Origin of the sequence: Amycolatopsis eburnea (assembly GCF_003937945.1) — a bacterium.
Taxonomy (GTDB): Bacteria; Actinomycetota; Actinomycetes; order Mycobacteriales; family Pseudonocardiaceae; genus Amycolatopsis; species Amycolatopsis eburnea.
This window is the reverse complement of sequence record NZ_RSEC01000060.1, coordinates 298446-317108: the sequence shown is the minus strand read 5'-3', so window position 1 is coordinate 317108 and position 18663 is coordinate 298446. Positions and strand designations below refer to the sequence as shown.

20 protein-coding genes are annotated in these 18663 nt (G+C 71.6%); 7 read left to right on the top strand and 13 right to left on the bottom strand.

The annotated features are described in order from the left end of the window. Positions 1–7 precede the first annotated feature (7 nt). The 10 genes from EIY87_RS37040 to EIY87_RS36995 form a co-directional block, all read right to left on the bottom strand. Positions 8–1150 carry a CaiB/BaiF CoA transferase family protein gene (locus EIY87_RS37040; RefSeq protein ID WP_125314611.1) on the bottom strand — a complete coding sequence of 381 codons (1143 nt, stop codon included), beginning with the start codon at positions 1148–1150 and terminating at the stop codon, positions 8–10. 116 nt (positions 1151–1266) lie between these two features. Then, positions 1267–2172, bottom strand: coding sequence for a LysR family transcriptional regulator (locus EIY87_RS37035; protein WP_125314610.1), 906 nt, complete (start codon positions 2170–2172; stop codon positions 1267–1269). A 27-nt stretch (positions 2173–2199) separates the two neighbouring features. Next, entirely contained in the window at positions 2200–3159 is a 960-nt protein-coding gene (locus EIY87_RS37030; RefSeq protein WP_125314609.1) for a toll/interleukin-1 receptor domain-containing protein, read from the bottom strand. Continuing rightward, entirely contained in the window at positions 3137–4588 is a 1452-nt protein-coding gene (locus EIY87_RS37025) for a vWA domain-containing protein (protein ID WP_125314608.1), read from the bottom strand. The genes EIY87_RS37030 and EIY87_RS37025 overlap by 23 nt, the downstream gene beginning before the upstream one ends. A gap of 60 nt (positions 4589–4648) precedes the next feature. Further along, a complete protein-coding gene (locus EIY87_RS37020; protein WP_125314607.1) occupies positions 4649–6007 on the bottom strand; it encodes a HAMP domain-containing sensor histidine kinase in 1359 nt (452 codons plus the stop codon). Then, positions 6004–6690: a response regulator transcription factor gene (locus tag EIY87_RS37015; protein WP_125314606.1), complete on the bottom strand. Its 687-nt coding sequence runs from the start codon at positions 6688–6690 to the stop codon at positions 6004–6006. The genes EIY87_RS37020 and EIY87_RS37015 overlap by 4 nt, the downstream gene beginning before the upstream one ends. 39 nt (positions 6691–6729) lie before the next feature. Continuing rightward, entirely contained in the window at positions 6730–6915 is a 186-nt protein-coding gene (locus tag EIY87_RS37010; protein WP_125314605.1) for a hypothetical protein, read from the bottom strand. Next, positions 6912–7316 carry a hypothetical protein gene (locus EIY87_RS37005; protein WP_125314604.1) on the bottom strand — a complete coding sequence of 135 codons (405 nt, stop codon included), beginning with the start codon at positions 7314–7316 and terminating at the stop codon, positions 6912–6914. The genes EIY87_RS37010 and EIY87_RS37005 overlap by 4 nt, the downstream gene beginning before the upstream one ends. Positions 7317–7378: 62 nt before the next feature. Continuing rightward, positions 7379–9073, bottom strand: coding sequence for a CocE/NonD family hydrolase (locus tag EIY87_RS37000; protein WP_125314603.1), 1695 nt, complete (start codon positions 9071–9073; stop codon positions 7379–7381). Between the two features lie 10 nt (positions 9074–9083). Further along, positions 9084–9617, bottom strand: coding sequence for a TetR/AcrR family transcriptional regulator (locus EIY87_RS36995; RefSeq protein ID WP_125314602.1), 534 nt, complete (start codon positions 9615–9617; stop codon positions 9084–9086). A gap of 23 nt (positions 9618–9640) precedes the next feature. On the opposite strand from EIY87_RS36995, the gene EIY87_RS36990 reads away from it, so the two are divergent. The 5 genes from EIY87_RS36990 (at position 9641) to EIY87_RS36970 (ending at position 13117) form a co-directional block, all read left to right on the top strand. Beyond that, positions 9641–10075, top strand: a complete 435-nt coding sequence (locus tag EIY87_RS36990) for an SRPBCC family protein (RefSeq protein WP_125314601.1) — start codon at positions 9641–9643, stop codon at positions 10073–10075. A 66-nt stretch (positions 10076–10141) separates the two neighbouring features. After that, on the top strand, positions 10142–10717 hold the full coding sequence (locus EIY87_RS36985) for a TetR/AcrR family transcriptional regulator (RefSeq protein WP_125315016.1): 576 nt from the start codon (positions 10142–10144) through the stop codon (positions 10715–10717). Between the two features lie 40 nt (positions 10718–10757). Beyond that, a complete protein-coding gene (locus EIY87_RS36980; protein WP_125314600.1) occupies positions 10758–11132 on the top strand; it encodes a winged helix-turn-helix transcriptional regulator in 375 nt (124 codons plus the stop codon). 5 nt (positions 11133–11137) lie between these two features. Further along, positions 11138–11854, top strand: a complete 717-nt coding sequence (locus tag EIY87_RS36975) for a M50 family metallopeptidase (protein WP_225440279.1) — start codon at positions 11138–11140, stop codon at positions 11852–11854. A gap of 57 nt (positions 11855–11911) precedes the next feature. After that, entirely contained in the window at positions 11912–13117 is a 1206-nt protein-coding gene (locus EIY87_RS36970) for an HNH endonuclease signature motif containing protein (RefSeq protein ID WP_125314599.1), read from the top strand. A 739-nt stretch (positions 13118–13856) separates the two neighbouring features. On the opposite strand, the gene EIY87_RS36965 is transcribed toward EIY87_RS36970, so the two are convergent. Together EIY87_RS36965 and EIY87_RS36960 are read right to left on the bottom strand one after the other, a co-directional pair. After that, positions 13857–14507 carry a response regulator gene (locus tag EIY87_RS36965; RefSeq protein ID WP_086862950.1) on the bottom strand — a complete coding sequence of 217 codons (651 nt, stop codon included), beginning with the start codon at positions 14505–14507 and terminating at the stop codon, positions 13857–13859. Further along, positions 14482–15720: a sensor histidine kinase gene (locus EIY87_RS36960; protein ID WP_125314598.1), complete on the bottom strand. Its 1239-nt coding sequence runs from the start codon at positions 15718–15720 to the stop codon at positions 14482–14484. Before EIY87_RS36960 ends, EIY87_RS36965 begins: the two co-directional genes overlap by 26 nt. Positions 15721–15890: 170 nt before the next feature. Here EIY87_RS36960 and EIY87_RS36955 point away from each other — a divergent pair, with 170 nt between their 5' ends. After that, entirely contained in the window at positions 15891–17333 is a 1443-nt protein-coding gene (locus EIY87_RS36955; RefSeq protein WP_125314597.1) for an ArnT family glycosyltransferase, read from the top strand. 11 nt (positions 17334–17344) lie between these two features. Next, positions 17345–17998, top strand: coding sequence for a GOLPH3/VPS74 family protein (locus EIY87_RS36950; RefSeq protein ID WP_125314596.1), 654 nt, complete (start codon positions 17345–17347; stop codon positions 17996–17998). A 2-nt stretch (positions 17999–18000) separates the two neighbouring features. Here the strand turns inward: EIY87_RS36950 and EIY87_RS36945 are convergent, their stop codons facing one another. Next, complete coding sequence (locus EIY87_RS36945; RefSeq protein WP_158641436.1) at positions 18001–18597, bottom strand: TetR/AcrR family transcriptional regulator; 597 nt, start codon at positions 18595–18597, stop codon at positions 18001–18003. Between the last annotated feature and the right edge of the window lie 66 nt (positions 18598–18663).

Genomic DNA, 18663 nt, shown 5'->3' with positions numbered 1-18663 from the left:
CGTTGGTCTAGACCAGTTCGGCGAGGACTTCGGCGGTGTCCTGGCCGGCCAGCGGGGCCAGACGGCGGATCGAGCCGGGCGTCGCGGAGAACTTCACCGGGATGCCGACCGTGCGGATGGTGCCCTCGCTCGGGTGCTCGACGGTGTCGAGCAGGTGGCCGTCGCGGACGTAGGGGTCCTCGTGCGCGCGGTCCAGTTCGAGCACCGGCGCCATCGGGATGCTGTGCTTCGCGCAGACTTCGGCCCACTCCTCGGTGGTCAGCGCCGGCGCACAGGCGGCGATCTGCTCGGTCAGCCACTCGTTGTCGGCGCGATCGATGGCTTCGCCGTTGACGCGCGGGTCCTCGGCGAGGTCCGGGCGCTCGGCGGCGGCGAAGAAGTCGCGGAAGTTCTTCGGGTTGTAGGGGATGACGCAGGCGAGGCCGTCCTTGGTGCGGACCGCGGCGTGGCCCTTCGTCATCGACAGCGCGAACCCGGTGGGCCCCTCGGCCGGCTCGTAGGTGTGCCCGGCGAGGTGCTCGACCAGGTTGAACGCCAGCAGCGTGTCGGTCATCGGGATCTCGATCTGCTGGCCCTCGCCGGTCCTGTCGCGGTGAACCAGCGCGGCGAGCACGCTGTAGGCGATGGTCAGCGACGACACCTTGTCGCCGATGATCGTCGGCAGGTAGACCGGCTCGCCGAGCGCGCGGTTGGCGACGTCGACCAGGCCGGAGGAGGCCTGCACGGTCTCGTCGTAGGCGGCGTTGCCGGCCTGCGGGGAGTCGCCGCGGAAGCCCTGCGCGTGGGCGTAGACCAGCCGCGGGTTGCGCTCGGCGACGTCGGCGTAGTTCAGGCCGAGCCGGCTCAGCGCGCCGGGGCGCATGTTGGTGATCAGCACGTCGGCGGTGTCGGTCAGCTTGAGGGCCTGCTCGCGCTCGGCGTCGTCCTTGAGGTTGAGGGCCACGCTGCGCTTGTTGCGGTTCACGTTCAGGTTCAGCGCGGTCATGCCCGGCGTGGTGCGGTACTGCCCGACGCGGACGGTGTCCGCCGGGGACTCGATCTTGATCACGTCGGCGCCCAGGTCGCCCAGGATCTGGGCCGCGTACGGGCCCATGACCACGGTCGAGAGGTCGATCACGCGCACGCCGTCCAAGGGGCCGGTGCTGTTCATCGTTCGTCCTTTCGCGCCTTGCTGTTTCGCTCTACCTCCGAAGCTAATAGCGGTGGCGCGGAAAGGGAATGATCATGATGCGAACAATGGTATGACCGCAGCGGTCATACCATTTGTCAGCTAGTGAGTGGATCGGCGAAGATCTCTTTCGCGGCGTTGACGAGCCCGCGCAGGTCGCCGTCGGTGCGGTCGCGCCGCCAGAGCAGCCCGGTGTCCAGCTGGGGGCGGAAATCGCTGAAGGGCAGGACGATGACGTTGTCGAGCCGGTAGCCGTGCATCGGCGACTTCTCGTCGAGCATGGAAATGGAAAACGCCTCGCCGCTGGAAATGATTTCCGACGTCCCGCCGTACCCGGTGTTGGTCAACCGGATGCGTTTCTTGACGCCGAGCTCGCTCAATTGGTGGTCGAGCTGGTCGAAATACGCGGGGACGATTTCCTCCGGCGAGGCGACGTACGGGAAGTCGGTCAGCTCGGCCAGGCTGACCGACTCCCGCCCGGCGAACTGCTCGGCGGGCACGACGGCCCCGAGCCGCTCGGTCATCACGGGCAGCTGCTCCAGCGCCGGATCGGTGACCGGCAGCCGCGCCAGCGTGAGGGCGAGCTTGCCCTCGTGCACGCCCTGCACGAGGTCGGCGGTGGTGCCGGGCCAGCGCTTGAGCTCGTATTCGTCCCGGACGCGCCCGGCGAGGGCGTTGACGCGTTCCCGCAGGTCGGGGTGCACGCCGGCCGGGATCCCGAGGAAGACGGTCCGCCGCTGCGGCTTGGTCGCTTCGGCGAGCTTCCACGGGATGGCGCCGACCTGCTCGAGCACGTCCCGCGCGAGGGGCAGCAGCGCGGTCCCGGCGTCGGTCAGGGTGACGTGGTGGGTGCTGCGGTCGAACAGCCGCTGCCCGAGCTCGTGCTCGAGGTCCTTGATCCGCTGGCTGAGCGGGGAAGCGGCCATGTGCAGCTTCCGCGCGGCGGCGGAGAAGTTCAGCTCCTCGGCGACCGCCACGAAGTAGCGCAGGTGCAGAAGCTCCACGGCGATCAGCCTAACCGGCCCCGCCGGTCACCGCCGTCGCAGGAACTGGATGAACTCCCCGAACTCCACCTTGTTCCGGTAGGACACCCGCTTGCGGTCCCGCAGCAGCACCGGAAGGGCGCTCGCCTCGATGTCGTCCAGCAGCACGGGGACCACCCGGCGGGTGTCGTCGCCGGAGAACTGCGCGTTGAGGATCGCCTGGTACTCCGCGCGCACCCAGCCGGACTGCTTCTGGCCGGCGCTGAAGCACGGCAGCACGAAGCGGCTGCGTGACAGGCCCTGCTCGATGGCGTCGGTGATCGCGTCCCCGAAGTCGATCCGCTCGGCGTCCAGCCAGTAGGTGAGGCCCGCGCCGGCGAGCCGCGCGGCCAGCTCGGTGACCACCGGCTTGTCCGGTGTCGAGTGGCACAGGAACACGTCGAAGTCGTATTCGGCGGGCGGCGCCACCTGGCTGGGGGAGGGGATGTCGCTCATCGTCGCGGTGAACTCCCGGGCCTGCAGCGTCGCGCGGTAGAACTTGACCAGCCCGGCCAGCCCCGGGAACGGCAGGTGCGGCACGGTCGCGGACAGCTCGTAGGTGCGGTCGCCCGCGACGATCTCGCCGCGGACGTGCCCGGAGAAGAACTCGAGCGAGAACCGGTTCGCCCGCCGCGACAGCACCACCGGTTCCGCCGAGACGGCGACCGGCACGAACAACCCCTCCTTGAACACCCCGATGCGGGCGAACGTCGAATCCGGCGGCCCCTCGGCGGGCGCGGTGTAGAACGCGAGGAACGACCAGGCGCTGTCCGCCCGGCACACCAGGCCGGCGCCGGTCTGGTGCCGGTCGGCCAGGGTGATCGACGCGCTGACCCGGCCGTTCAGCATCCGGTCGCCGGACAGGACCGCGTAGGACGTGCCGAAGTCGCCGGTGCCCTTCCCGTGCCCGGTGAGCAGGGTTTTGCCGAAGGTCCAGGCGCCCGGCTCAGAACCTTTCCAGGTACTCACGAAGCGCCTCCACCCGCCGGCCGATGGCCTTGGCGTCGCCGGGGTAGCGCACGGCCAGCTCACCGCCCAGGGTGATGGCGCGGGCCACTACCTCCGCGACCGACTCTTCGTCGAACGCGCTCACCCCACAGTCGCGGTTCGACCAGCGGAACTTCTCCTGCCGGAGGCCTTTGCGCCAGAACGAAAGGAATCGATCCACGCCGGGGTCCGCCAGGTAGGGCGCCAAGAGCTCGGTGAGTTCCACCGATACCTCGGACATCAACCCGCGGGCCATGAGATTCGCCAGCTCGAAGCGGCGGCGTTCGGTGTCCTGCTCGGCCTCGAGCGCGTCCCGCACGTGCCGCATGCCTTCCACTTCGGCGATCAGGAGGCGCTTCATGAGGTTCATGTCACCCGTGTCGAGCTTTTCGAGCATCTCCTCGTCCGATGTCGTCATCGTGTACTGGCTGACCACGCTGAGCACCAGCGGTTCGGACGCGGTCGCCGTCGCCTGCTCGATCGGGAGCAGTTCGACCACCGCGGTGGCGGTCGTCACGAGCTGATCCGCGTCGAAGAGCCGGGCGCCGATCTCCGCTCGCTCGCCTTCGAGCGCCTTCGGGTCGATGGACAGGCGGACGGCGAAGTTGAACATGTCCTCGCCCTTGAGCGGCCGGACCCGATAACGGTTGCCGCTCTTCTTCAGGATGTTGAGCTCCTGGTCCAGGACGACTCCGCCGGGCAAGGTCAGCTCGACCCGCGGCCGGTCGAGCGTGGTGCTCAGGGCACCGCTGAACTCTTCCTCGATGATGTCTTCGAGCCGCGACTCGCTGATGCTCCAGAACCGGCCACCCGACCCGGAGGCGATGGTCTCGAGGGTGTCCTCGGCGAAATCCTCCCCGATGCCGATCGTCGAGGTCGTGATGCCGAGGTCCCGTGACTGTGCCGCTTCGCGGGCCAGCGTGGTCCGCTTGGTTTCACCGGCGTTGGCTTGACCGTCCGACAGGAGGAAGAGCCGGTTATAGTGCTGCTCGGTGGTGTGCGTCTGCAGTTCCAGCAGGCCCAGGTACCAGCCGAGCGAGAGGTTGGTCATGCCGCCGGTCGCGATGGCACGAATCCGTTCTTGGGCCTCGGAACGGCTCATTTGCGGGTTGGTGACCACTTCCGCCTGGTCGTCGAAAACCACCACGGTGAACAGATCCTGCTCGGCGAGGCGGCCCAGGATGTCGAGGCAGCTGCGTTTCGCGGTCTCCAGTTTCCTGCCGTCCATGCTGCCGCTTCGGTCGATCACCACGCACAGGTTCATCCGCATCGCATCGCCGGCTTCGCGGGCCGAACTCCCGGCCCGGCAACGGATCTCGACGACCACGTCGAGGTCGGTCGGTGCGTCGTCGCGCACCGCCGGCCGCTCGGTCAGGACGACCAATTCGATCGGGCCGTCGTTTTCGGTCATGATTTCGCCTCCACCTGTGCCGACGAGGACGCTGTGGAAGTCGCCGGAACACGGCGGTTGTTACGGCGGAGGAGAAACCGGGAAAACGATCGTGAACGCCGCTCCGCCTTCCGGTGCCGGCCCCGCCGCCAACGTCCCGCCCATTCGCGTCACCAGGCCGTGGACCAGCGCCAGCCCGATTCCGGAGCCCACCGGACGCCGGTCGCGGTAGCGCGCGTTCAGCACGCCGCGTTCGAACGCCACCGGGTAATCCTCCGGCGCCAGCCCCGGACCGCCGTCGCGCACCGAAAGGGAAGCGCCGGCGGACGTCACCGCGAGAGCGAACACCATCGGCGCACCGGACGGCGTCACCCGCAGCGCGTTCTCCGCCAGCCCATCCACCACCTGACGCAGCCGCCGCGCGTCCGCCACCACCGGAACCGGGGACGGAGGCGCCGAAACCGACAGCCGCACGTCTTCCCGCGCGCACCGCAGCTGCCACACCTCCGCGCAGTCGCGGACCAGCGCGGCCAGGTCGACCGAAGCCAGGTCCAGCCGGAACTCGTCCGCGCCCAGCCGCGCCAGTTCCAGCAGATCCGTCACCAGCCGTTCCAGGCGCTGCGCCTCGCGCTGGATCGTCTGACCCGCGCGCACGGCGTCGTCACCGGCGGCCACGCCGTCCGCGATCGCCTCCGCGAAACCCGTCACCGCCGTCAGCGGGGTGCGCAGCTCGTGCGACACCGACAGCAGGAACTCCCGCTGCCGCGCCTCGCTCACCGCCAGCGCGTCGGCCAGCGCGTTCAACGAGCCCGCGACCTCCGCCACCTCGCGCGGTCCCCGGACCGGCACCCGCACGTCGCGCCGGCCCGCCCGCAGCGAGCCCGCGGCGAGCGCGGCCCGGCGCAGCGGACGGCCCAGCAGCCGTCCTGACGCGAACCCGGCCACGGCCGCCACCAGCAGCCCGATCCCCAGTGCCAGCGCGATGTTGCGCACCAGCGCGCGTTGCGTCGCGTCGGCGTTGCGGGCGGGCAGGACCAGCGCGAACGCGGCCCCGCGCGTGCCGACCACCCGCGTCTCGACCAGGTACTGCGCGCCGCCGACCGTGACGCGGCCCGAATGGTCGGCGGCGAGGCCGAGCTTGGTCGATGCCTGCACCGCGGCCGGTTCGCCGAGCGCCTGCCCGCCCGCGCGGCGGACCACCACCGAGATGCCCTGGCCGCGCACTACATCGGCCACCTTGCCGACGCCCAGCCGGTTGCCGATGCCGGTCTCGTCGAGCTGCGTGGCGACGACGTCGGCCTGGGCGGACAGCGACGACTGCAGCGCGTTGTCCGCCGTCGTCCGGATCAGCCGCGCCGCGACCAGCCCGGCCACGATGACCGCGATCCCCGCGACCGCCAGGCACACCAGGGTGATCCGGCCGGCCAGCGTGCCCCTCACGCCGGGTCCGCCGCGTAGCCGATGCCGCGCACCGTCCGGATCGGGCTCGACGCGCCGAGCTTCGCCCGCAGCTGCGCCACGTGGACGTCGACCGTGCGCGTGCCCGCCGCCGCGGCGTAGCCCCAGACCGCGCTGAGCAGCTGGTCGCGCGAAAGCACCTGCCCCGGGTGCCGGAGCAGGTGCGTGAGGAGGTCGAACTCGGTCGACGTCAGGGAAATCTCCGTGTCGCCCGCCCAGGCCCGCCGGGAGAGGACGTCGACCCGGGCGCCGCCGACGGCGAACGTTTCCGCGGCCGGCGTCGCCCCCGACGCGCGGCGCAGCACCGTCCGGACCCGGGCGGCCAGCTCGCGCGGGCTGAACGGCTTCGTCAGGTAGTCGTCCGCGCCGATCTCCAGGCCCAGCAGGCGGTCCAGCTCGTCGTCGCGGGCGGTGACGAACAGCACCGGCGTCCAGTCCCCGGCCGCGCGCAACGCCTTGCAGATCTCGATACCGTCCATTCCGGACAGTCCGATGTCGAGCACGATCGCCACCGGCTTCACCCGCCGCACGGCGTCGAGCGCCCGCCCGCCGTCGGTCTCGACGTGCACCCCGAAGCCGTCGCGCTTCAGGTAGAGCGCCGCCAGCTCGGCGATCGCGGCCTCGTCCTCGACCACGAGGACGAGGCCGCGTCCTGGTGACCCCATACCGGCTCCCTCCGTCGTGTGCGGGAAGACGCTAGCCGGTCAGGGCGTGCCATCGCTGTTCATGTCGGACTCGATGCCGTTCAGCGTCGACTCGACACCGCTCAATTCGGACGACGCGGGCGCGCCGTCGGACGGCGGACCCATCAGGTTGTCGCGGCAGCCGGAGCAGCCGAGCGCGACGAGCGCGGCGGCCCCGACCGCCGCCGCGGTCCTCGCCGCCCTCACTTCGCCGGCTTGCAGTGCGCGGACGCGAACGCGTCGAGCTTCTGCTTGGCCGCGTCGATCTCGCCGATCCGGCCCTGGCGCTTGGTGGCGCGCTGGTCGAGCTGGTCGGCGCGCTGCGTGTGGCCCTTGGCGCGCTGGTCGGCGGCCCGCGCCTTGAGGTTGGCGACCGAGCCGGTGATCTCGGCGCCGCCGGTGATCCGCGCCTTCAGGTTGTCGGCCTTCTTCTGCAGCTTCGGCACCCAGTCCGAGCAGACCTGCTGCGACTCCTCGGGGCTGAGCGTGATCGGCGCGACCGGCGCCGGCGACGTCGTCTGGGCCGAGGCCAGCGGCGCCGCCACCAGCAGGCAGGCCGCGCTCCCGCAGCCCGCCAGTGCCAGCCGCGTCCAGGTGGTTCCTCGCATCGTGTCTCCTCGTCTCGGGTACGGGGAGAACTCTCGCGCGGCGGTGTTCGGGCGGCGTGGGCCTAGTGTTCGGGGTTTGTAAGGCCGAAGGTGACCGACGTCCGGGCGAGGTCGAAGGTCAGCGTGTCGCCGAGCGCCGGCAGGGCCGGGTCGAAGAGCTGCCCGTCGGTGCCGCCGAGGAGCAGACCGAGCCGGTGCCCGGCCGGGACCACGTGGTCGAGCGCGGTGAGGGTGAACGTCATCGAGTACGCCCGGCCGGGGACGAGCGGCTCGCCGTGCCGCAGCGACGCGTGGTGCCCGAGGTCCGCCCAGCCCACGGCGATGATCCGGTGGTCGACCGGCACGAGGTCGGTGGCGGTGTCGAGGAAGCACGCGGAATCGCCGGGCCGGCTTTCGCCCCAGCACGACGTCGTCGCCAGGTTCTTGATCCCGCTGCCGTAGTTCGCGGTGTTGCGCAGCTCGGCCGGGCCGTAGTCGACGAGCGCGACGCCGAGCCGCGCGGCGGTCTTGTCCGACGACGCCGTGATCGTCACCGACGGCGACCCGGCGATCCGCACCGCGGCGGGCAGGGGAGGCCCGGTGAACCGCGCCGCCGAGACGCCCGCCGCCCAGTCCTCCCGGCCGACCGCGGGATCGTCGACGACCGTGGCCGTGCCCGAGCCGGGCCGGAACGTCACCGGCGTGGTCGCGGGCGGCCAGCTCCGGACGTCGGTCCAGTGGTCCGGCGTGGTTTCGAGGTGGACGGCGGGCTCGTCCTCGACGCCGTTGCGGACGCCCTTCAGCCAGCGGTCGAACCAGCGGCCCAGCGTGTCGACCCACTGCGCGCGCCGCAGGTCGAACGGGTCGACGTGGCCGGCCTGGCTCAGCCACGCCTTGCGCGGGACGCCGGTCCGGCCGAGCGCGGCCCAGTAGGCGGCGAACTGGTTCGGGGCCACGGCGCCGTCCCCGAACCCCTGCGCGATCAGCACGCTCGCCCGCACCGGCTTCGGCACGTAGTTCACGCTGCGCCAGTAGGCGTTGTAGTCGCCGTTCGTGCCCATGCGCGCCTTGAGGTCGGCTTCGAACGGCCGGCACAGCTCGGCCGCGCGCTCGTTGTAGGTGAACGACGAACCGGTGTTCTCCGGCGTGGCCAGCGGCGCGCCGTTCGCGACGAGCTGGGCGTAGTTGTCGGCGACGCCTTCGATCGGCACGATCGTCTTCAGCCCGGGGACCCCGGAGGCGGCCATGCCGATCGCGGTGGCGCCGTCCTGGGACTTGCCGATCGCGCCGACGTCCCCGGTGGCCCAGTCCGCCCGCACCGGACGGCCGCCCTCGGGCGCGTCGAACGCCTTCGCCCGGCCGTTGAGCCAGTTCACGACGGCGTTGCCGCTCCCGACGTCGTCGAAGCACCCCGACGAGCGGTTCGTCCCGCCGACGTCGGCGAGCACCACCGCGTACCCGCGCGGCACGAAGTAGTTGTCGTAGAACAGCGGGAACTGCCGCGGGGTGCCGCCGGGTTCGTAGGTCTTCTTCTGCGCCTCGTTGCCCCGGCCGCAGCAGGCGTAGTACGGGCTGACGTCGAGGATCGCCGGGACGCGCCCGCCGGTCGCCGGCCGGGCGATGTCGGCGGCGACGCGGTCGGTCTGCCCGTCGTGGTCGTGGTCGGTGCCGGTTTCCACCCAGGCCGTTTCGCGGATCGGCGGGCTCGCGGCGGCCGCCACGGGCGTGAGCGTGGTCGTCACGAGCAGAGCGGCCGACATCCCCAGTAGCAGGCGCATCGCGCCAGTATCACGCGAGCTGCCGGTACCTCGCCAGGAAGTGCGCCATCGCCGCGTCGACGGCTTCGCGGTCGCCGGTCGTGACGAGGTCGAGCAGCAGCCCGCGCGCGACGGCGAGGCCGAGCCGGGCGTGCGCGGCGCGGTCGGCTTCGGGGACGCCGTGCTCGGCGAGCAGCGCCTCGATCGGGCCCAGCCAGTCGTCGATGACGCCGTCGAGCAGGCCGGTGGTGCCCGGCGTGCCGCCGAGGGCCTGGCCGTAGAGCTGGAAGAAGAGCCGCTCGTTGGCGCGCAGGTCGTCGTCGGTGAGCCGCCGCCAGAACTCCGCCGGGTCGAGGCCGGTGAGCGCCGCGCGCTGCCGGGCCTCGACCTCGCGCGCCACCGCCGTGAGCAGGCCTTCCTTCGAGCCGAAGTGGTAGATCAGCATGCGGTGGCTGGTGCCGAGGTCCGCCGCGAGCGCCCGCAGGCTCTTCTCCGTCCCGCGGTGGTGGGCGATGTGGTCGATCGCCGCCGCCAGGAGCCGGTCGCGCGGGCTTGTCTCGATCATGTACCAGATGGTACACGTACCAAATGGTACAGAGCATTTCCGTGCGCGGCCGGACGTCCGCGCCGCCCGACACCGTGTACGCGCTCCTCCGCGACGGCGCGAGCTGGCCGCGGTGGTCGCCGCTGGGCTCGTTCGAGCTGGTCCGCGAAGGCGAGGGGGAGCCGGAAGGCCTCGGCGCGATCCGGCTGTTCCGGACCGGCAGCGTCAAGTCGTACGAGAAGATCGTCGCGCTGGAGCCGGGCCGCCGGTTCGGCTACGCGCTGGACCACGGCCTGCCGCTGCGGGACTACGTCGCCTACGTCGATCTTTCGCCGCACGACGGCGGCACCGAGATCCACTGGCACTCGACGTTCACGCCGAAGATCCCCGGCACGGGCTGGTTCTACCGGCGGTTCCTCGGGCGCTTCATCGGGCGGGTCGTGGCGGGGCTGGTCGAGGCGGCGCCGGTGGCCCCATAAGGTGGGCGCATGTCAGCGCCACGACGGGGATCGACCGGCCGCACGCAGGAAGAGCGCAGCGCGGCGATGCGCGTCCGGCTGCTCGACGCGACGATCGACTGCCTCGTCGAGTACGGCTACGCGGGCACGACGACCACCCGCGTGGCCGACCGCGCCGGCGTCACGCGCGGCGCGCAGGTGCACCACTTCCCGACCAAGGCCGACCTGGTGACGTCGGCGATCCGGCACCTGGCGGCCAAGCGCACCGAGGTCGCGATGGCCGAGCTCGACCGGCTGCGCGCGTCCAGCGACCCGGTCGGCGACGCGCTGCAGCTGATGTGGGAGATGCACCAGGGTCCGGTGTTCTCGGCGACGGTGGAGCTGTGGGTGGCCTCGCGCACCGACCCCGAGCTGCGCAGCCAGATGGCGGCGGTCGAGCCGATCGCGACGTCGAGCCTGGTCGAGTTCGGCCGGGCGCTGATGCCGGAGCACGCCGGGCACCACGAGTTCCTGCACGCGGTGTACACGGCGATGGACGTCGTGCGCGGCATCCTCATCGCCAGCTGGGCCACGCGCGACCAGGAGGAACTGGAGGCCCGCTGGGACCGCGGGCGCCGGCACCTGCGGATCCTGTTCGAAGCGCTGATGGCCCCCACCGGCTGAAACGCGTGTTACTCTCTCTCGGAAAGTGAGGAGACGCGCCGTGTGGCAGCCCGACCCGTACGACCGCAACTGCCCGACCCGCCAGCTGCTCGACCGCATCGGCGACCAGTGGACCGTGCTCATCGTGGGCGCGCTGAAGGACGGCCCGCTCCGGTTCACCGAGATCGGCCGCCGCGTGGACGGGATCTCGCAGAAGGTCCTCACCCAGACGCTGCGGAGCCTGGTCCGCGACGGCATCCTCACCCGCACGGCGTACGCGACGATCCCGCCGAAGGTGGAGTACGAGCTGACGCCGCTGGGCCGGAACCTGTCGGAGCCGCTGGAGATGCTGGACCGGTGGGCGCGCGTGCACATGTCTTCGGTGCAGGACGCGCGTGATGCGTACGACGCGGAGCACACCCCGGCGTCGGCGTAGATTCCGTGGCGTCCGCCTTCGCGGTGCTCAACGAGACGGTGCCCGCGCCCGGCTGGGCACTGGTGGGCACGACCGCGGTGTTCGCCGGCGCGGTGTCGGCGACGTCGTTCGCCCTCATGACCACCGGAACCCGTCTGCTGTTGAACCGCGTGAACGTCCTCGGCACCCTCTTCCACGAGGGCGGCCACGCCCTGGTGAGCATCCTGACCGGCGGCGGCGTCTTCCGCATCGAAATCACCGGCGCGGAGTCCGGTCAGACCGAGCATTGGAACCCGTCACCGTTCGCGGGCATCCTGGCCACCGCGGCCGGCTACGCGATGCCACCCTTGGCCGGCCTCGGCGCGGCAGCGCTGCTGCACCGGGGTCTGGTACCGGCGGTGCTGGCCCTGACCGCGGTCGCGATGCTGTTCATCCTGCTGTTCACACGGGACGTGATCACCGGCGCGGCGGTCGTCGCGGTGGGCGCGGTCGTGTTCTGCGCGCTGCGGTGGGCGCCGGACTGGTTGAAGAACGGCGTCGCGTATGCGGAGGCTTGGTTGCTGCTGACCAGTGAGCTGGGTGGGTTGGGGGCGCTGGTCGCGAACCGGTTCCGTGGGGTGGTGGGGGATGATGCTTCTTCGCTTGCTGAGCGGACTGGGATTCCTGGGTTTTTCTGGATTCTTGGCTGGTTCGTGGTGATCGGGTGGGCGGTTTGGCACGCTGTTCCGTTGTTGTGGCCTTGATCTGTTCCACCTGATCGTGTGATGAACAGGTGTTCGTATGGCCGGTAGTCTTGGTGTGTGGACAGAGAAGCGGTGTGGCAAGCGGATGCGGCGGCCTTGGCCGACCGTGTCGTTGCGCTGCTCACTGTGGTGCGGTCTGCTGAGGCGGAAATCGGTGCGCTGCTGGTGGAAATCGAATCCCGCGGCGTTATGGAACTCTTCGGATACCGTTCCACTGCACGGCTTTATGAGCACCTCGCCGATGTTCCGCATGCTGCCGCCAGACGCACCGTCGCTCGTGCCCAGGCCCTCTACTCCTCCGACGCCACCCCCGTCCTCGCCCCGGCCACCGGTGCCGCTGCCGTGACCGGCTCGTTGAGCACCCCGATGATCGACACCATCATCGAGGCCGTCTCCCAGATCCCCGCCATGCACCGCGATACCGCCGAGGCCGATCTCCTGGCCTTCGCCGCCGAGGGCGGTCACAAGCAAGTCGCCGCCCTGGGCGCGCGGATCCTGGCTCACCTCGACCCCGACGGCCCCGCCCCCGAAGACACTGAACCCGCTACCCCCGCCCGGGAACTGTCGCTGCGCCGCAAACGCACCGGAACCTGGGAACTGTCCGGTCGCTTCGACGACGAAACCGGCACCCGCGCCAGCGCCCTGCTCGACGCGCTGGCCGAACGCCGCGGCGCCGACGACCTCCGCTCCCCACAGGAACGCTACGGCGACGCCTTCTCCGACGCAGTCGACCTCGCGCTCAACTCCCCAGAGCTACCCACCCAAGCCGGAGAACGCGCCCACGTCATGGTCGCGGTCTCCCTGGCGGACCTGAAATCCGGTCTGGGGCAGGCAACGCTCGGCGATACCGGCCTGATTTCGGCCGCCGAGGCCCGCCTGCATGCCTGTGACTGCAAGGTGATCCCCGCTGTCCTCGGCTCCGCCAGCGAACCCCTCGACTTAGGTCGTGCCCGCCGCCTGATCTCACCGGGCCTGCGCCGGGCGTTGTTCCTGCGCGATCGCGGCTGCACGTTCCCGGGTTGCCATCGCCCGCCACGGCATTGCCAGGGTCATCACATCCGGCACTGGGCCGAGGGCGGCCCGACCGAGCTGGCGAACCTGGTCCTGTTGTGCGGCCACCACCACCGGCTGTTGCACCGCTCGGGTTGGCAAGTCCGCATCGCCACCGACGGCCACCCCGAATTCCTGCCCCCACGGTTCCTGGACAAACGCCGAAAACCCAGGCGCAACAACCTGCATCAACCCCTGCCCTTCGCAGCCTGAACACGGGACAGGCCCGCAGCCACCGGCTACGGGCCCACCCCCATGTCCCCACCCGCGCGAGCAACCAAGGCGGCCCAACGAATTGCGGAACCATCGGCGGCGATTCCCGAGCCAGCCGACTACGCGAATGCCTCGGTTTGCGCGGCGAGGCATCCACCGCCTGCGTGACACCAGATTCTCGGACCAGCCGAGCACGCAACCGCCTCGGTTTCCGCGGTGAGGCATCTACCGTGTGCGTGACAAGAGATTCTCGGGTCGGCCGAGCACGTAACCGTCTCGGTTCCTGCGGTGAGGCATCTACCGTGTGCGTGACAAGAGATTCTCGGGTCGGCCGAGCACGTAACCGTCTCGGTTCCTGCGGTGAGGCATCTACCGCGTGCGTGACAAGAGATCCTCGGGTCGGCCGGGCACATGAATGCCTCGGTTTGCGCGGCGAGGCAGCCACCGCCTGCGTGACACCAGATTCCCGAGTCGACCGAGCAACATGAACGCCTCGGTTCCCGCAGCGAGGCATCGACCGCACCCGCGACAACAGATCCCCGAGCTAGCCAGGCACCTCAACCCCCGGATCTACCCGACCAAGTCCAGGCCGCCCACCGCTCAGCAAAGAGGCGTCCACCCGCATCGACGACAACGTCACACAGACCCGCAAAACCAAGCTCCCCGCACCCGGTGCCCCACAGCCGGACCCCATCGCACAGATCCCGCAGCGGACCCCACCCGCCGCAAACTACGCACCCTAGCGAGCCACCAACCCCGCCTCATGAGCCAGCAACCCCGCCTGCGTCCGGTTCGCACACTCCAGCTTCACCAACATCCGCGACACATAGCTCTTCACCGTCGCCTCAGCCAGATGCAGCCGCCCTGCGATGTCCGCATTGGACAGTCCCTCGCCCAGGCACGCCAGCACGTCCCGCTCCCGCTCGGTCAGCCCCGCGGTCCGGCGCCGCGCGTCCTCCCCGCGCTCACGGCCGTCCGAGGACAACGCCACCAACCGGCGAGCAGCCGACGGTGACAGCACCGTGTGGCCGTCCGCTGCCACGCGGACCAGGCCAATCAGGTCCTCCGGCGGGGTCGATTTGACCAGGAAGCCCGCCGCTCCGGCGCGCAGGGCGCGGATGACGTAGGTGTCCGCGTCGAACGTCGTCAGCGCCACCACCGCCGGCGGGTCCGGCATGGCCGTGATGCGGGCGATCGCCGTCAGGCCGTCGACGCCCGGCATGCGCAGGTCCATCAGGACCACGCGGGGGCGGTGGCGGACCACGGCCTCGACCGCTTCGGCGCCGTCGGCCGCCTGGGCGACCACGTCGATGTCGCCTGCCGAGCCCAGGATCGTGCGCAGGTGGGCGCACACCATCGGCTCGTCATCGACCACGAGCACCGGGATCACAGTGCGTGCCTTCCGCCGTCGGTACGTAAGCGGGCAGTATCGCACCGACCCGGAACCCGCCGCCGGGGGCCGGGCCCGCCTCGAAGCGGCCGCCGACCAGCTCGACGCGCTGGCGCAGGCCCGCCAGGCCCGCGCCGGAGCCGCTGCCGGCCAGTGCCGGGTCGGGTGGGCTCGCCGCGGCCGTGTTGCCGACCGAGACGTCCAGGCCGTCGTCTCGGTAACGGAGGGAAACCGTCGCCGACGCGCCCGGTGCGTGCTTGCGCACGTTCGTCAGCGCCTCCTGGACCAGGCGGTACGCGGTGCGCGCGACGGTCGGGGACACCCGTGCCGGGTCGCCGTCCACCACCAGCTCCGTCGCCACCCCGACCGAACAGGACTCCTCGACGAGCCGCGCCGGGTCGCCGGGCTCGGCCGGGCTGAGCGTGCGCGCGCCGCCGATCTCGGTGCCGTTGCGCAGCACGCCGACCAGGTCGCGCAGCTCGTCGAGCGCCTGGGCGCCCTCGCGGCGGATGTCCTCGGCCGCCGTCCGCACGGCCGGTTCCGCCGACGTCACGCCGAGCGCGCCGGCGTGCAGCACCATCAGGCTGAGCCGGTGCGTGACGACGTCGTGCATCTCGCCCGCGAGCCGCCGCCGTTCCTCCGCGCGGGCCTGCTCGGCGAGCAGGTGCTGTTCGCGCTCGGCCCGTTCCGCACGGTCGCGCAACGACTGCAGCAGCTGGCGGCGCGCCTCGAAGTACAGCGAAACGAGCGCCGGCAGCGCCGTGCTGAGCAACCCGAACGGCGTGACCGCCCAGTCCGGCGTCCACGGCCGCGACGCCACGACCGCCAGGATCCCGGCCACCCACAGCACGGTCCGCCGGTCCAGCACCCGCGCCGCCTGCGACAGGACCACCGGCGTGATCGTCGGGACGGTCAGCAGCGCCAGCGGGTGCCGCGGCACGAGCAGGCCGGGCGCGAAGACGTCGGACGCGAGCATCGCGAACGCGACCGCGGTGACGAAGGCGCACACCTGGACCGGGAACCGGAACAGCAGCACCAGGGTGAAGTCGCAGACCACCTGCAGCGCCAGCCCGGCCGCCGGGCCGAGCGAGCCCGTCGTCCGGTCGCCGAGCGCGAAGAAGAGCGCGTTCATGCCGGAGAACGCGAACGCCGCGAAGAACAGCCAGCAGGCGTCGGAGCGGCTCGGCCACAGCGGCCGCCGGGCGGTGGTCACGCGGTCACGGTAATCGCCGGGCGGGCTCGCCGCGCCCGGATGACAACCAAAGTTGCGCCTCGCGCCGGGTGCTCGCAACGTTCGTCGCCGCGATCACCTCCCTCGTCCGGTTTCGCCGGGCCCCCGCGGACCGGTGGACTGGGGACACCGAAGGCGAGGGGGGGAGAAAGGTGACTGTCCTGACGCGACCGAAGACGGCGTTCGCCACCGGCCCGGTGCTCGTGGTCGCCGGCCTTGCCGGGCTCGCGCTGCTGCTGACCAGCGGGCGCTACGCCGGCGGGTTCGACGAGCTGTACTTCCTGGTGGCCGGTCGAGATCACCTGGACTGGGGGTATTTCGACCAGCCACCGCTCATCCCGGCGCTGGCGGCGGCGATGGACTGGCTCGCGCCGGGCTCGCTCGTCGCGCTGCGGCTGCCGATGACGCTGGCCGCGGCCGCCGGGGTGGTCGTCACGGCGCTGATCGCCCGCGAGCTCGGCGGCGGCCGCGGCGCGCAGGTGATGGCGGCCGCGTGCTACGCGACGTCCGGCATCGTCATCGCGAGCCACTGGCTGGCCACGTACGTGCTCGACCCGTTCCTCTGGACGGTCGTCAGCTGGCTGCTGGTCCGCTGGACCCGCACGCGGCGCGACGGCCTGCTCGGGTGGGCCGGCGTCGTGACGGCGGTGTCGCTGGAGACGAAGTTCCTGATCCCCGCGTTGTGGGCGGCGGTGCTGCTCGCCGCGCTGTGGCTGGGGCCGCGGGAGCTGCTCACCCGGCCGAAGCTCTGGCTGGGCGCGGCGATCGCCGTCGCCGCCACGGTGCCGACGCTCGTCTGGCAGGCCGCGCACGGCTGGCCGTACACCCACATGAGCGACGTCGTCGCGGCGGAATTCCCCGGCTACGGCAGCTTCGCGCGCGACGCGCTTCTCGGTGCCGGGATCGGCGCGGGCGTGCTCGCGCTGGTCTACGGGGTGTGGCGGCTGCTGCGGTCGCCGGAACTGCGGCCGTACCGGTACCTCGGCGTCGCGGCGCTCGGGGTGGCGGTGGCCGTGCTGGTGCTGCACGGGCGGGCGAACTACGTCACGGGGCTGTACGCGGTGCCGTTCGCGGCCGCGGCCACCGAGCTGACCCGCCGGAACCTGGTCCGCTGGTGGAAAGCGGTGGTGTGGCCGGTGTTCGCGTTCTCGGCCGTGGTCACGCTGGCCGCGTTGCCGGTGTGGCCGGCGACGGCGCGGACGTCGTACGGGCCGTTCCAGCTCGGCAGCGCGTTCGCGCAGGGGGAGCTGCCGCAGCAGGAGCTGGCGAAGGCGATCGGGCAGGCGTACGCGGCGCTGCCGGCCGACGTCCGGGCGCGGACCGCGGTGTACGCGGAGATCTACCCGTTCGCGGCGGTGACGGAGTTCTACGGCGCGCCGTACGGCATCCAGCGTGTCTACAGTGGACACCGCGGGTACTGGTACTTCGGCCCGCCACCGGAGTCGGCGGACGCGGTGCTGTTCGCGGGCTTCGACCCGGGGCAGCTGCGGCCGTACTTCGCGCACGAGACGACGGTGGTCGACGGGCTGCTGTGGGAATACGACGGCCGGACGGCGCCGTGGCGGGACGTCTGGCCCGCGCTGAAGCGGCAGTGAGGAGAACGACGATGCTTTCCCTGCCCGCACGGGCGTACCTGCTGGCCTGCGACACCCGGCGCGACCGGCTGCCGGACCGCGAGCGCGTGGCGCTGCTGGTCCGCGCGGCGGCGCTGACGGACCTGGTGCTGCGCGGCCTGGTCGCCGACGACGACGGCCGCCCGGTCGTCACCGGAGCCGGCGGCACCGGGCACCTGGTGCTCGACGACCTGCTGGCGGAACTGGCGGCGGATCCACACCGCAAGTGGCGCGCCCGCGTCCGCCGCGGTGCCCGCGGCACACTCGAGTCGCTGGAAGCCCAGCTCGGCGCGGCCGGGGTGATCACGCTCCGGACATCGCGCGTGCTGGGGCTGTTCCCGCGCCGCCGCCCGGTGGTCCACGACCGCGCCGGGGCGGCCGCCCTCCACGACGAGGTGACGTCGGCGCTGCGGAGCGCCGACCGGGTACCGCCGGGCGTCGCCGCGCTGACGGCACTGGCCGCGGCGGTCGAGCTGGGCGCGGTCCTCCCGCGCGCGGACCGGCGGCGGTACCGGGCCCGGCTCGCGGAGCTGGAGGAGCAGGCGGGCGCGGCGGTTCCGGCGCTGCGCAAGGTGATCCGCGAGGTGAACGCGGCCCGCACGGCCGCGATCTCGGCGGCGTCGGGCGGCGGTGGGGGTGGTGGCTGAGGTCAGCCGGTGAACAGCCGGTCGAGGTAGTAGTCCACTGTGGCCACTGCCTCGGCCGGTGTCCGGTGGCCCATCAGGATTTCCGAGCCCTGGGAGTCCGCCAGTGCCCACAGGATCGCCGCCTCGGCGGCCGGGTCGGCCGACGCCGGGACGGTGCCCGCTTCCTGGGCCTGGCGGACCTGGTCGGCGAAGAACGCCAGCAGTTCCGGCATGCCCTCGCCGAACACCTTCGCCAGCGCGGGGTCGGCGACGGCGCGGATGAAGTACGCGACGCCGATCAGGTAGTCACTCTCGCTGTCCGGGTCGCGGGGCAGGATCTCGACCAGGCACGCGCGCAGGATCGACCGCGGGGTCGGCGGTCCCTCGGCGAGCACCTTCGCCGTGATCCGCTCGCTGCGGAGCTTGTGCCGGTGCTCCAAGGCGAACAGCAGCATTTCGTCCTTGGTCTTGAAGTAGTGCTGCACCGACCCCATGGACATGCCCGCCTCGGCGGCGACGTGCCGCAGGCTGACGCCTTCCAGCCCGGCTCTCGTGGTCAGCCGCTGCAGCGCTTCGGCGATCTGCACCCGGCGCTGCTCGTGGTCCACCTGTTTCGGCACGTCCGCTCCCGGTTGTCATGCGATCGCATTGCGAAGACGCCGCCATCGCCGTTACGATGCGATCGC

What these genes read in the sequence shown, in the direction of transcription:
- EIY87_RS37040 (WP_125314611.1), bottom strand. Translation starts at nt 1,150, where the DNA reads ATGAACAGCACCGGCCCCTTGGACGGCGTGCGCGTGATCGACCTCTCG.
- EIY87_RS37025 (WP_125314608.1), bottom strand. Translation starts at nt 4,588, where the DNA reads ATGACCGAAAACGACGGCCCGATCGAATTGGTCGTCCTGACCGAGCGG.
- EIY87_RS37015 (WP_125314606.1), bottom strand. Translation starts at nt 6,690, where the DNA reads ATGGGGTCACCAGGACGCGGCCTCGTCCTCGTGGTCGAGGACGAGGCC.
- EIY87_RS37005 (WP_125314604.1), bottom strand. Translation starts at nt 7,316, where the DNA reads ATGCGAGGAACCACCTGGACGCGGCTGGCACTGGCGGGCTGCGGGAGC.
- EIY87_RS37000 (WP_125314603.1), bottom strand. Translation starts at nt 9,073, where the DNA reads ATGCGCCTGCTACTGGGGATGTCGGCCGCTCTGCTCGTGACGACCACG.
- EIY87_RS36995 (WP_125314602.1), bottom strand. Translation starts at nt 9,617, where the DNA reads ATGATCGAGACAAGCCCGCGCGACCGGCTCCTGGCGGCGGCGATCGAC.
- EIY87_RS36990 (WP_125314601.1), top strand. Translation starts at nt 9,641, where the DNA reads ATGGTACAGAGCATTTCCGTGCGCGGCCGGACGTCCGCGCCGCCCGAC.
- EIY87_RS36985 (WP_125315016.1), top strand. Translation starts at nt 10,142, where the DNA reads ATGCGCGTCCGGCTGCTCGACGCGACGATCGACTGCCTCGTCGAGTAC.
- EIY87_RS36950 (WP_125314596.1), top strand. Translation starts at nt 17,345, where the DNA reads ATGCTTTCCCTGCCCGCACGGGCGTACCTGCTGGCCTGCGACACCCGG.